The 12,129-nt window shown below is 72.7% G+C and carries 12 protein-coding genes; 6 read left to right on the top strand and 6 right to left on the bottom strand.

Translation table 11 applies throughout. The annotated features are described in order from the left end of the window. The first annotated feature begins 29 nt into the window (after positions 1-29). Positions 30-1,838 (top strand): AMP-dependent synthetase/ligase, encoded by a 1,809-nt coding sequence (locus ACFXKZ_RS46840; protein WP_380012600.1) that lies wholly within the window; start codon positions 30-32, stop codon positions 1,836-1,838. Positions 1,839-1,938: 100 nt separating this feature from the next. On the opposite strand, the gene ACFXKZ_RS46835 is transcribed toward ACFXKZ_RS46840, so the two are convergent. Continuing rightward, positions 1,939-3,084 carry a glycosyltransferase family 4 protein gene (locus ACFXKZ_RS46835; RefSeq protein WP_380012597.1) on the bottom strand — a complete coding sequence of 382 codons (1,146 nt, stop codon included), beginning with the start codon at positions 3,082-3,084 and terminating at the stop codon, positions 1,939-1,941. 77 nt (positions 3,085-3,161) lie between these two features. On the opposite strand from ACFXKZ_RS46835, the gene ACFXKZ_RS46830 reads away from it, so the two are divergent. The 3 genes from ACFXKZ_RS46830 (at position 3,162) to ACFXKZ_RS46820 (ending at position 5,117) form a co-directional block, all read left to right on the top strand. Continuing rightward, positions 3,162-4,466: a glycosyltransferase 87 family protein gene (locus ACFXKZ_RS46830; protein ID WP_380012594.1), complete on the top strand. Its 1,305-nt coding sequence runs from the start codon at positions 3,162-3,164 to the stop codon at positions 4,464-4,466. 127 nt (positions 4,467-4,593) lie between these two features. Further along, positions 4,594-4,875: a hypothetical protein gene (locus ACFXKZ_RS46825; RefSeq protein ID WP_380012591.1), complete on the top strand. Its 282-nt coding sequence runs from the start codon at positions 4,594-4,596 to the stop codon at positions 4,873-4,875. Further along, positions 4,872-5,117 (top strand): hypothetical protein, encoded by a 246-nt coding sequence (locus ACFXKZ_RS46820; protein ID WP_380012588.1) that lies wholly within the window; start codon positions 4,872-4,874, stop codon positions 5,115-5,117. The genes ACFXKZ_RS46825 and ACFXKZ_RS46820 overlap by 4 nt, the downstream gene beginning before the upstream one ends. Before the next feature lie 12 nt (positions 5,118-5,129). Here the strand turns inward: ACFXKZ_RS46820 and ACFXKZ_RS46815 are convergent, their stop codons facing one another. From ACFXKZ_RS46815 to ACFXKZ_RS46795, 5 genes are all read right to left on the bottom strand, one after another. Beyond that, positions 5,130-6,398 carry a M48 family metallopeptidase gene (locus ACFXKZ_RS46815; RefSeq protein WP_380012585.1) on the bottom strand — a complete coding sequence of 423 codons (1,269 nt, stop codon included), beginning with the start codon at positions 6,396-6,398 and terminating at the stop codon, positions 5,130-5,132. 16 nt (positions 6,399-6,414) lie between these two features. Continuing rightward, a complete protein-coding gene (locus tag ACFXKZ_RS46810) occupies positions 6,415-7,797 on the bottom strand; it encodes a hypothetical protein (RefSeq protein ID WP_380012582.1) in 1,383 nt (460 codons plus the stop codon). Positions 7,798-7,902: 105 nt separating this feature from the next. After that, positions 7,903-8,274 carry a hypothetical protein gene (locus tag ACFXKZ_RS46805; protein ID WP_380012579.1) on the bottom strand — a complete coding sequence of 124 codons (372 nt, stop codon included), beginning with the start codon at positions 8,272-8,274 and terminating at the stop codon, positions 7,903-7,905. Between the two features lie 65 nt (positions 8,275-8,339). Further along, on the bottom strand, positions 8,340-9,785 hold the full coding sequence (locus ACFXKZ_RS46800; protein WP_380012824.1) for an NYN domain-containing protein: 1,446 nt from the start codon (positions 9,783-9,785) through the stop codon (positions 8,340-8,342). A gap of 413 nt (positions 9,786-10,198) precedes the next feature. After that, positions 10,199-10,435, bottom strand: a complete 237-nt coding sequence (locus ACFXKZ_RS46795; protein WP_126638347.1) for a hypothetical protein — start codon at positions 10,433-10,435, stop codon at positions 10,199-10,201. A 256-nt stretch (positions 10,436-10,691) separates the two neighbouring features. Here ACFXKZ_RS46795 and ACFXKZ_RS46790 point away from each other — a divergent pair, with 256 nt between their 5' ends. Together ACFXKZ_RS46790 and ACFXKZ_RS46785 are read left to right on the top strand one after the other, a co-directional pair. Then, positions 10,692-11,330: an exonuclease domain-containing protein gene (locus tag ACFXKZ_RS46790; RefSeq protein ID WP_160161469.1), complete on the top strand. Its 639-nt coding sequence runs from the start codon at positions 10,692-10,694 to the stop codon at positions 11,328-11,330. 106 nt (positions 11,331-11,436) lie between these two features. After that, positions 11,437-11,715, top strand: coding sequence for an Lrp/AsnC ligand binding domain-containing protein (locus ACFXKZ_RS46785; protein ID WP_078977541.1), 279 nt, complete (start codon positions 11,437-11,439; stop codon positions 11,713-11,715). Positions 11,716-12,129 lie beyond the last annotated feature (414 nt).

The following is a 12,129-nucleotide window of genomic DNA, read 5'->3' as shown; positions in this document are numbered from 1 at the left end:
CGGCGCCGAGACCGCAACGAGGAGCATCAGTGCGCGAGTGCAGCGTCCCGGCCCTGGCCGAGGTTCCCGCCGAGGGCAACCTGACCGACCTCATCAAGCGCAATGCCGCAGAGGCACCGGATGCCCCGGCGCTGGCCCGCAAGGTGGGCGGACGCTGGACGGACGTGACCTCGACCCGGTTCCTGGCCGAGGTGTACGAGGTGGCCAAGGGCCTGATCGCGGCGGGCATCGAGCCCGGCGACCGGATCGGCCTGATGTCGCGCACCCGCTACGAGTGGACGCTGCTCGACTTCGCCATCTGGTGCGCCGGCGCGATCTCGGTACCGGTGTACGAGACCTCCTCGGCCGAGCAGATCGAGTGGATCCTGTCCGACTCGGGGGCGCGGGCGGTGGTCGTGGAGAACGCGGCGCACCAGGGCGCGGTCGAGCGGGCGCGCGAGCGGCTGCCGGAGCTGGCCCACGTGTGGCGGATCGACGAGGGCGACGGCGAGGCCGCGGTGCCCGCGCTCACCGCCGCCGGGCGCGAGGTGGCCGACGCGGTGGTCGACGAGCGCCGTGCGGGCCTGCGCGCCGACTCGGTCGCCACCATCATCTACACGTCGGGCACCACCGGGCGGCCCAAGGGTTGCGTCCTGACACACGGCAACTTCCAGGCCGAACTGGGCAACGTGGTCGCGCTGCTGAACCGGCTGTTCGTCCCGGAGAAGTCGAGCTGTCTGCTGTTCCTGCCGCTCGCCCACGTGCTGGGCCGGATCCTGGAGATCGGCTGCATCATGGCCCGGGTCCGGATCGGGCACTGTCCGGACGTCAAGCAGCTCACCGGCGAACTCCAGACCTTCCAGCCGACCTTCGTGCTCGCCGTGCCGCGCGTGTTCGAGAAGGTCTACAACGCGGCCTCCGCCAAGGCGCAGGCCGACGGCAAGGGCAAGATCTTCGAGATGGCCGCCGAGACGGCGATCGCGTACAGCGAGGGCATGGACAGCGCGAGCATCAGCCTGGGCCTGCGGATCAAGCACAGGGTGTTCGACAAGCTGGTCTACGGCAAGCTGCGCGCGGCACTCGGCGGCCAGGCCACACACGCCATCTCCGGCGGCGCGCCGCTGGGCACCCGGCTCGGCCACTTCTTCCGCGGCATCGGCTTCACCGTCCTGGAGGGCTACGGCCTGACCGAGACGTGCGCCGCGCACACGGTCAACCCCGCCGAGGGCATCCGGATCGGCACGGTCGGTCGGCCGGTGCCGGGCTCGGCGGTGCGGATCGCCGAGGACGGCGAGATCCTGGCCAAGGGTCCGAACGTGTTCACCGGCTACTGGAAGAACGACGCGGCCACCGCCGAGGCGTTCGAGGACGACGGCTGGTTCCGCACCGGCGACATCGGCGTCCTGGACGACGAGGGCTTCCTGACCGTGACCGGGCGCAAGAAGGAGATCCTGGTCACCGCCGGCGGCAAGAACATCGCGCCGGCCCTGATCGAGGACCGGATCCGGGCCCACCCGCTGATCAGCGAGTGCATGGTGGTCGGCGACCGCCGCCCGTTCGTCGGCGCGCTGATCACCATCGACCCGGAGGCCTTCCCGACCTGGAAGGAGCAGAACGGCAAGCCCGCCGACGCGACGGTCGCCGATCTCGCCGACGACCCGGACCTGCTGGCCGCCGTCCAGGACGCGGTCGACGAGGGCAACAAGGCCGTCTCGCGCGCCGAGGGGGTGCGCAAGTTCCGCGTGCTGACCATCAACTTCACCGAGGAGAGCGGCCATGTGACGCCGTCCCTCAAGCTCAAGCGCAACCTGGTGCTCAAGGACTTCGAGCAGGACATCGAGAAGATCTACGAGGGCTGAGCACACGCGGGCGGGCGGGCGCGGGCTCGGGCGCGACGAGTGCACGAGGGCGGGCGGGCTCCGGGATCCCGGGGCCGCCCGCCCTCGGCACGTGTGTCGCTCAGCCCGCCTTCGGGTCGAGCAGCCCCCGGAGCCGTTCCGAGAGCAGGTCCCACCGCCAGGCCCGCTCCACCCAGCCGCGGCCCGCCGCGCCCATCCGGGCGGCCCGCTCCGGGTCGGCCAGCAGGCCCGCCACCCGGTCGGCGACGGCGGCCGGCGAGCGGCCGTCGACCACGTGGCCCGTCTCGCCCTCGAGGACCGCGTCGGGCGCGCCGCCCGAATCGCCCGCCACCACCGGCCGACCCACCGCCGACGCCTCCAGGTAGACGATCCCCAGGCCCTCCACGTCCAAGCCGCGACGCCGGGTGCGGCACGGCATCGCGAACACGTCGCCCGCCTCGTGGTGCGCGGGCAACTCGGCCCACGGCACCGCGCCGGTGAACACCACCGAGTCGCGCACGCCGACCTGGTCGACCATCGTCTCCAGGCGGTCCCGGTACGGCCCGGCGCCGACGATCAGCAGCGCCGCGTCCGGCACCCGGCGGCGAATCCTCGGCAGCGCGTGCACGAGTACGTCCTGGCCCTTGCGCGGCACGAGCCGCGACACGCAGACCACGACCGGCCGATCGCTCAGGCCGTATCGGGCGCGCACCTCGGCGCCGCCCACGTCCGGGCGGAAGACGATCTCGTCCACGCCGGGCGGCAGTTGCACCATGCGCGCGGCGGCGGCCGGGGTGAGCGCCGGCGCGATCTTGCCCCGGGTGTACTCGCCCAGGTAGGTGACCGTGTCCACCCCCTCGCCGATCCGCCGCAACAACTGCCTGGCGCCGGGCAGTACGGCCCAGCCCGCCTCGTGCCCGTGCGTGGTGGCCACAAGACGCTCCACGCCGACCGCGCGCAGGCTCGGCGCCATCAGGCCCAGCGGCGCCGCCGCGCCGAACCAGACGGTGTCGCAGCCCTCGGCCCGGGCGATCTCCCGGGCCCGGCGTACCGCGCCCGGCGTGGGCACCAGCATCGACGTACGATCACGCACCACCGGGAAGGGCTGCGCCGCGTCGAACGCGGCCGTCTCGGCCCGGTCCCGCCACGAGGACGTGTAGACCACGACGCCGTCCGCGGGCAGCCGCAGCGCCATGGAGTGCACGAAGGACTGGATGCCGCCGGGCCGGGGCGGGAAGTCGTTGGTGACGATCAAGGTCTTCATCACGCACGAGGATCCCAGACCCGACGCGCCGGCCGGCGGAAGGATCCGGTCGAAGCGGGCGCTCTCTGTACGATCCGTCGGTGAGCCTTCCCTCGTGGCACCGTGCGCGGAATCCGTTCCGTACGCCGTCGGGCGCGCTCTGGGCCGTCGTGCTCGTCTGGGCGGCGACCCGGGCGGTGTTGCTGCTGACGGCGATGGAAGTGGTGCCCAATCCCTGGCCGTTCGTCACCGGTGACGCGCGGGCGATCTACCGCGAGTGGTTCCACGTATTGCGCTCGGGGACCTTTCCGGTGGACGACGTGCGCTGGCAGTACCCGCCGGGCGCGGCCGGGGTGTTGCTGCTGCCCGGGCTGCTGCCGTTCGACTACGCGACGTCGGTGTACCTGCTGATGCTCGTCGCCGACGCGGCGGTGGTGTGGCTGCTGGCCCGGGGCATCCCGCGCGGGGTGCCGCCGTACGGCGCGGCGTTGTGGGTGGTGGCGGTGCCGCTGCTCGGGCCGATAATCCTGGCCCGGTACGACCTCGCGGTGACCGCGCCGACGGTGGCGGCGCTGGTCCTGATCACGGGCCGGCGCACCGACCGACACCGGCTCGCGGGGCTGCTGACGGGCTTCGCGACGGCGATAAAGTTGTGGCCGGCGCTGATCTTCGTGGGGCTGCGCGGGCGACGCGGGCCGGCCCGGGCGTACGCGTGGACCCTGCTCGGCGCCGCGGTGGTGGTGCTCGGCTTCGCCGCCGCGCTTCCGGGGGCCTTCGCGTTCCTGGGCTACCAGCGCGAACGCGGCATCGAGGTGGAGTCGGTGTTCGCCGTGCCGTTCCACCTCGCCTCCTGGTGCGGGTGGAGCGGGCAGGTCCGGGAGAGCTACGGATCGCTCGAATTCCACGGCCCGTACATCACCGCGGTGGGCCGAATCAGCCTGCTCACCAGCGTGCTGGGCTTCGGTTGGCTGCTGCTGTGGCGGGTGCGGGCCCGCCGGTTCACCACGTCCACGGCGCCCGACGCGGCGCTGTGCGCGATGTTGATCTTCGTGACCACGAGCCGGGTGATCAGCCCGCAGTATCTGGTGTGGCTGATCGGTTTGGCGGCGGTGTGCCTGCTGCGGCCGGACACCACCCAGCGCCCGCCGGCCGTACTGCTGCTGTGCGCGATGCCGCTGACCACCCTGGAATTCCCGATCTGGTTCGGCGAACTCCTCCGGAGCGAGCCGGCCGCGGTCCTGGCCCTGACCGCCCGCAACACCCTGCTGGTGACGGCGACGGCGTGGTCGGCCCGGCGACTGTGGCAGGCGAGCCGCGTCCTCGGCGACAGCACCCCGACAACGCCGACAAAGCAACCCCCGACCCCGACGGACCCACACCGCCCCGTCGCGAAGTCCACCGTGTAGGCACACCACGCCCCTTCGACACCGTCACAGGCCCCCAACGCGCCGCCCACACGCCTGCACACGACGCACTGCCCACAGCACACTGGAACACGACGACCGAAACGACTCTCGACGGAGGTGTGTGCCCATGCCGGCGACATTCAAGACGCACATCGGTGGTGCCGTCGTGGAACTGCCCGCGACCGTGCGGACCATCCGGGAATCGTTGCCCGAGGAGTGGCACAAGGAGTTCAACGAGGCGGTGGAGGACTGCCCGGCGAACGAACTGTTCGCGCTCTTGGCGAAGTGGGCGCTCAAGCCGACCACGGCCGAGGAGGAGGACCGCGCCGTCTTCGAGATGCTGGAGCGCCGCGAACGCGAATTCGTCGAGCAAAAGCGCCGGGAAGCCGAAGCGGGTGAACCGGGATGAGCTTTCGCGTCGAGTACACCCCGGACTGCGACAAGGTCCGAGGACAACTCACTCCCGCACAGCGCCGCGACCTCGACGCGGGGATGGCGGCGATCGCTCGTGACCCGTATGGATGCGGGTCGAGCGCGACCTACTCCAGGGACCGGCGCGAGGCGACGCTCGGCCGCAGCATCTTCGTCGTCTACCAGGTATCGGCGGGACAGTTGCTCGTGACCGTCGTGCGCATACAGCCCGGTCCCTGAGCGGCCACGCCGCTACCCCTTGCCGTGCAGGCGTTCCCAGTCTCTTGCCGAGGCGATGCGTTCGGGGGCGGAGGGGTGGGAGGCGAAGAGGAATTGCAGGATCGGGTTCGGGGTGACGTTGGAGCGGTTGGTCACGGCCAGGTTGTGCTGCATGCGGATGAACGCCTCCGGGTCGCGGGTCAGGTCGAGGGCGTGCACGTCCGCCCGGGCCTCCAGCCGCCGGCTGATCAGCATCTCGCCGGGGCCGGCCAGCGTGCCGATCACCGCGACCGCCGCGAGCAGCAGGGCGAGCGAGCGCGGGTCGCCCGCGGTGTCCGCGCCGGCCCGACGCAGCAGCGGCGACCAGGACATCAGCAGGCCGAGCCCGCAGACGCCGGCGGCCATCGCGGCGGCGCCGATCAGCGTGCCGTGCAGCACGTCGTTGCGCTTGGCGTGGCCCAGTTCGTGTGCCGCGATCAGCTCCACCTCGCGCGGATCCGCGTCGCGCACGGTGGTGTCGTACACCACGATCCGTCGGGTCGAGCCGAACCCGGACACGTACGCGTTGAGCGCGGTGGTCCGCCGCGACGCGTCCGCGACCAGCACGTCCTGTACGGGCACCCCGTCCCGCTCGGCCAGTTGCAAAAGCGAGGTGCGCAGCGGCCCGTCGGGCATCGAGTGGAACTTGTTGAAGGCCGGTTCGACCAGGAGCGGGTACAGGAACGAGATCGCCACCACGAGCAGCGCGCCCCCGCCGGCCGCGATCAGCCAGCCGGCCCGGGGCAGCGCCCGGATCAGCGCGTACAGCGCCAGCGCCACCACGAGCAGCAGCCCGGTGGACATCGCGAAGCCCTTGCCCAGATCGGCCCACCAACTCCCCCAGCTCTGCACCGACAGCCCGTAGCGCCGCCGGACCACCTCCAGGCGAGCCGCGAACGGCAGCGTGGCCAGCCGGCCGATCAGCGCGAGCACCAGCCCGCCGAGCAGGATCCGCCAGGCCCATCCACCACCCAGGGGCCGGGCGACCGCCTCGATGATCCGCGCCCCCGCCGGGGTGAGCCCGAGCACGAGGGACACCACCAGGGACAGCGCCATGGACAGGTAGGCGGGCGGGCGCGCGGCCCGGGCCAGCGCCTGCCCGCGAGCGATCTCGGCGGCGGTGAAGTCCCGGGCCGCGTCCGGGTGGGTGAACCCGCCCGGCGGCTCCGGCAGCGGGCGCCACGGCGTGGTCACCGCGACCGCCACGAGCAGCACCGCACCCGTGCAGATCAGGCAGATCAGCAACAACCTCTGGACCGACATGCCCGCCGTGCCCCCGTCATTCGGCCTGCGTCCGCAGGTAGTCGAGCCAGGTCTTGGTGAACGCGTCGGGCCCGGTGCCCAGGACGGACACCATCGCCGACGACAGGGCCGACGCCGCGTCGGGCGCGCCGACCCCGGGCGGCCGTTCGGCGCCGACCGTACGGTACAGCTCGACCAGCTTGGGCCGGCCCCACCGCTCCGCGATCAGTTTGCAGGCCAGCCACCCCATCTCGTACGCCTGGGGCAGGTCCTCCTGCGTGGTCTCGAAGGTCGTGTCGGCGGGCAGCTGTACGGGCACCTTGCCCGCCTTGACGTCACGGCGCAGTTCGGGCGCGGCGGTGCGCATCGTCTGCGCCGACTCCAGGTAGCCGACGTAGTCCGCGAACCCCTCGGACAGCCAGGTCGGCGTCCACGCCCGGGTGAACGCGCGGCTCGCCACGTGGGTGATCTCGTGCGTCATCACCACCCGGCGCTCCAGGTCGCCCAGCTCGCGGAAGGCGTCCGGGTTGACGATCACCCGGTCGGCGGCGGCCGCGTCGGCCGCCGCGCCGCGCTCGCCGGTGGTGACCGCGGCGATCTTGGCGTACTTGCTCGGTTCGGCGCCGAGCAGCCGGGCCATCTCCGCCTGGGTGCCGGGCACCACCACTACCGCCCGCCCGGGCCAGGACTCGCCCCACACCGCGCTCACCTGCGGCACGGCCTTGTCGGTGGTGTCGGCGAACTCGCGCAGCGCGGCACGGGTGCCGATACCGAGCACGATGCTGTGCGCGCCCTGGACCACGGTGACCGGGCCCAGGTCCCACACCTGGGCGGGGGTGCGCATCCCGGTCGCGGCGCCGTCGCCGTCGGCGGTGAGATACCAGGTGCCGCCCCGCAGTACGAAGGTCAGGAACTGCGGCACCCGCACCGGCGCCACGTCGTGTCCGGTGATCCGGTAGAGCAGGTCCACCTGGGCGGTGAACACGGGCCCGCCGAGTGCGTTCTTGCGCGCGGCGGAGAGGTCGAACGCGTCGGGCGTGACGATCTCGTACTCCCACGCGGCGAACGGCACCTCGGCGATGTTGTCGAAAACGCCCATCTGGTTCTGCCGAAACGTCGGGTTCTGCGGGTCGACGGTGGACGAGAGCGCCTCGCGGTCCCGGGTGAGGAACGCGTTCGCGCGCCGTTCCAGGAGGGCGCCGATCGCTATCCGGCGGGCGTTCGCGTGCTGCTCGCCATCGCCGCTCGCCCCGGGGCCGGCGGAGCGGCCGGCGTGAACGCCGGGAGGGGTGTGGGGCACCGTGTCGGCGACGAATCGGGTCACCCCGAGCACGGCCCCGAGTTGGGCGAGCGCGCACACCACGACCAGAACGGGCAGCAGGCTGCGGATCCGGCGCGCGGCCCGATTCGGGTCATCCACCGCTCGATCGTAACGTGGGCCCGTGCGCTCCCCACCCGGAACGGGGACCGGGGCTGCGGCGAACGGGTGTCGCCGACCCGCCCCGGAGCGGTCCCACCGCCCGGTTCAGCCCCGGCGGTCGGCCGGGCGCCGAACGCCCGGCGGATCGCCGCCGTCGCGCGCCGATCCGCTCGGTGTCGCGAACATCCCCTCCGCCGCGAACAGGCGCAGCGCGGTCAGCGTCTCCTCGTCCAACTCGATGTAGTCGGGCCGGCCGGCGTGCTCGGGGGGCGGCCCGGGGTCGGCGGGATCGCCGAGGTCGCCGGAACCACCGAGGTCGCCGAAGTCGCCGAAAGAAGCGGTATTCGATAATTCGGGCGATATGTCGATGCCGATGATGCGGGCGCCGATCAGGGCCGGCCCGATCGAAGCCGGGATCGCGCAGCCGGCGGCGCCGGCGCGCCCTCGGCCGCGGTGTGTACGACAGGCGATGCGCATGTGACTCCTCCCCCTCGTCGACCTTCCTCGTCAACGGTAGGGAGCGCTACCGACACGCGGTGCGGTCAGCCGCGGGTGAGCCTGCGCAGCAACATCGTCGAGGGCACCGGGCGGGCACCCGCCTTGCGTACGCCCTCGGCCACCTCGCGGTCCGTGGAGACCACCACGACCGGCCGGCCCGGCGGCTCGGCCCGGACCAGCCGGCGGATCAGCTCGTCGGCCGTCTCGCCCGGCTTGCTGAACATCACCCGCACCCCGCGCGCGGGGGCGAGCAGCACCGGCGCGTCCAGCTGTGCGCCGTCGAACACGCAGGTCACCTCGCAACCGGTCTGCGCGGCGAGCCCGGTCAGCCCGCCGACCAGCCGGTCGCGCTGCTTGTTCAGCGCGAGCGTGGGATAGCCGGTCTTGGTCACGTTGTAGCCGTCGATCACCAGGTGCGCCTGGGGCAGCGCGAGCAGTTGGTCGAGCAGGGCCGGGTCGTCGCCCTCCAGCGCGCGCTGCGCGATGTCCTTTATCCCGGACGCGCCCGGCACGACCGCGTCCACCATGTCGGCCGGCCTGATCCCGACCGGGGGCAGCGCCAGCTCGCGACGCAGGCCCTGGGCCGCCTCCAGGACGGTGTCCAGGAGCAGCCGGACCCGAGTGTCCTCCATGCTGCGTCCCTCGCGGGCCGCCCGGCGGCTGGCCTCCAGGGCCGATTCGACCTCGGCGACCCGGCCGCGCAGCCGGCGGGCCTCCTTCTCCGCGGCGGCGATCGCGGCCTGCGCCTCGACCCGCACCGCGTCCAGCTCGGAGCGGGCCCGGCGGGCCTCCTTCTCCTCGTGCTTGGCGCTGCCCTGCAGGCCGCGCACCTGGCGGCGCAGGTGGTCGGCCTCCTTGCGGGCCGTCTCCAACTCGGCGCGCAGCCGTTCGTGCTCGGTCTTCGAGGCCGCGCGCAGTACGCCGACCTCGTGCTCCAGCCGGGACAACGTCTCGGCGGCCTCGGCCTCGGCGCGGTCGGCGGCGGCCTCCTTGGCCGCGTCGCCGGCGGTCTCGATCAGCCGGACCCAGCCGCGCGGGCGCAGCAGATAGGCGGCCGCGGCCACGTCGAGCGGGTCGGCCGCGGCGGGCACCTTGCCCGCTTCGAGCGCCTCGGAGATCTCCGGCAGGCCCTTGCGGAAGCGCTCCGCTATGCGCTGGCGGAACACCGGATCGTTCTCCAGCGCGGCGGCCAGCGGCGTCGCGGCGAACTTGGCCCGGCGCTGGTGGGTGAACCGGGCGAACCGGCGCAGCGGCCCCGGGACCTCGTCGGCGGTCATCGTGCCGAGCGCGTCGGCGGCCACCGAGATCACTCGGACCCGGACCGCCTCCGGCAACGGTCCGCTCAACACCTCGGGCTCGACGGCCGGCGCCTCGGACGCGGCGCGCTCCGCCTCGGGCTCGACGGCCCCGGCGGGCACGTCGGCGGCGGGATGTGTACCGGCCGGCGGCTCGGCGGCCCCGTGCGCATCCGAGGCGACGGCGTGATGCACGGCCCCGTCGGACTCCGCAGACCCCGCAGACCGTAGCGACCCCGCCGCGGAATCGACGAGCCCGTTGGCCCCGGCCTGCCGCCCCGGTTCGACGGGCTCCGCATCGGTCCCGGCGTCGGTCGCGGCATCCGTCGCCGCCGCGGTCCCGGACTGCGCGTCGAGGTCGGGCTCGGCGGCCGGCACCGCCTCGGCGGCGTCGGCGGCGTGCGCAGGCGTGACCTCGTCCGCGCGGGTATCCGGTCCGCTCACTGCTCCTCCGGTCCTTCCCGTTCCCTCGAGGCCCCTCCCCGCGTCACCGTTACCGGGACGCCGACGCCTTGATCATGGCGTGTTCCGCACCGCCGGCGGTCGCGCCGGGCCGCCCCGATGCCGAAACGATGCACAGTCCCATTGTCCCCGGACGGTTGCGGCGATCAGGTCGCGTCGGGGCGGGCCACCAGTTCGACGGAATCGGTCGCGTTGCACCAGCGGCAGCGCACCGACTCGATCTCGTCCGAGACGATCTCGCGCTCCTCGACCCGCGGGGCGCCCGCCAGGTCGAGGTGGGTGAACTCCACGGCCTTGGTGGTCCGCGTCACGTCGAACCGGGTCAGGTTGCCGCACAGCGTGCAACGCCACCGGGTGTCCTCGGTGGGGGCCTGGATCGACATGCGTGTTCCTTTCCTGGTTCGGTCCGCGAAGCCTTACCCGTTCACCGTCGGCCGCGTACACCCCATGATGCCGGGCTGCGAGAGGTACCTGGGCGCGGCCGTGTCGGGCCGGAAACGTACCGTCCGGTACATGAGCAGCACCGCGCACCGGGATTGCCGGTCACGAGGTTCGGCGGGTCAGGGCTTGCCGGCGGCCGACCCGCCGCGGCGTTCCCGCCCGCCGGACAGTATCGCCCCGGGCCACGAGTTGCGAACCATGCCCGGATCCCGAGCGATTCGTGACGAGGTGGAGCGGCAGGTGTTCACGGTCGTCGATCTGGAGACCACGGGCCTGGATCCGCAGGAGGCCCGAATCACCGAGATCGCCGCCGTTCGGGTGCGTGGGGCGGACCGCCTGGGTGAGTTCGCGACCCTGGTCGCGCCCGGGGTGCCGATCCCGGAGTTCATCACCGACCTGACCGGGATATCCGACGATCTGGTGGCCGACGCGCCCCCGCTGCGTCTGGTGCTGCCGGCGTTCACCCACTTCGCCGAGGACGCCATCCTGGTCGCCCACAACGCCCCGTTCGACGTGGGCTTTCTGCGTACCGCGAGCATCGCGTGCGACCACGCCTGGCCCGACTTCCGGGTTGTCGACACCCTCGCCCTGGCCCGTGCGCTGCTGCCCGCCGGGACACTGCCGAACCTGCGATTGGGCACCCTCGCGCGCTACTTCGAGGCGCCCACCGACCCGACCCACCGAGCGTTGGCCGACGCACGCGCGACGGCACACGTGCTACGCGCGTTCATCGACCGGATGCACGCGAGCGGGCGCCACGAACTGGCCGACCTCCTGGCCCTGGGCCGCCCCCCGACACCGGGCGTCCGCGAGCGCCAAACCACTCCGATCGGGTGACCCGTGACCCGGATTCGAGTACACATGGTTGCGCCGGCGATCCCGCACCGACGGGCGCGCCGACTAAGCTCGGGCACCTTGTCGTCGACAGCCGGAGGACTACCCCGTGATCACCGCGATCGTGCAGGTCAAGACGCGTGTGGACCAGACCCCGGAAATCGCGGAGGCGATCGCCGCGATCGAGGGCGTGAGCGAGGTCTACTCGGTGACCGGTGAATTCGACCTGATCGCCATGGTGCGCGTACGCGCCCACGACGACCTGGCCGACGTCATCCCCGGCCGCCTCAACAAGGTCCCGGGAGTAGAGGCCACCACCACCCACATCGCCTTCCGCACCTACTCCCAACACGACCTCGAAGCAGCCTTCGCGATCGGCCTCGAATAACCAAACCCAAACAAGCGCCACCCAAGCCCCCCACCCGCAGCCAACCCCAGAGCCAACCGGCCCACCCAGCCCGTCCGGCGCTTGAGGACACCCGGGCCGCAGCCCAACGCCGGAGGCAACCCAATCAGCCCCTCCGGCGCCTGAGGACAAGCAGGCCGCAACCCAACGCCGGAGGCAACCCAATCAGCCCGTCCGGCGCTTGAGGACATCCGGGCCGGAGGCCGGCCCAGGAAGCGACCCAGCCCCACCCAGCCCGTCCGGCGCTTGAGAACAAGCGCACCGCAACCCAACCCCGCAGGCGACCCAGTCAGCCCGTCCGGCGTTTGAGGACAAGCAGGCCGCAGCCCAACGCCGGAGGCGACCCAGTCAGCCCGTCCGGCGTTTGAGGACAAGCAAGCCGCAGCCCAACTCCGC

This window comes from Embleya sp. NPDC059237 (genome assembly GCF_042754105.1).
Taxonomy (GTDB): domain Bacteria; phylum Actinomycetota; class Actinomycetes; order Streptomycetales; family Streptomycetaceae; genus Embleya.
This window is presented reverse-complemented; position numbering and strand designations above follow the sequence as displayed.

Excerpts from the sequence above, each read along its gene's own strand:
- ACFXKZ_RS46825 (WP_380012591.1), top strand. The coding sequence starts at position 4,594 with ATGCCGGCGACATTCAAGACGCACATCGGTGGTGCCGTCGTGGAACTG.
- ACFXKZ_RS46815 (WP_380012585.1), bottom strand. The coding sequence starts at position 6,398 with ATGTCGGTCCAGAGGTTGTTGCTGATCTGCCTGATCTGCACGGGTGCG.
- ACFXKZ_RS46790 (WP_160161469.1), top strand. The coding sequence starts at position 10,692 with ATGCCCGGATCCCGAGCGATTCGTGACGAGGTGGAGCGGCAGGTGTTC.
- ACFXKZ_RS46805 (WP_380012579.1), bottom strand. The coding sequence starts at position 8,274 with ATGCGCATCGCCTGTCGTACACACCGCGGCCGAGGGCGCGCCGGCGCC.
- ACFXKZ_RS46795 (WP_126638347.1), bottom strand. The coding sequence starts at position 10,435 with ATGTCGATCCAGGCCCCCACCGAGGACACCCGGTGGCGTTGCACGCTG.
- ACFXKZ_RS46820 (WP_380012588.1), top strand. The coding sequence starts at position 4,872 with ATGAGCTTTCGCGTCGAGTACACCCCGGACTGCGACAAGGTCCGAGGA.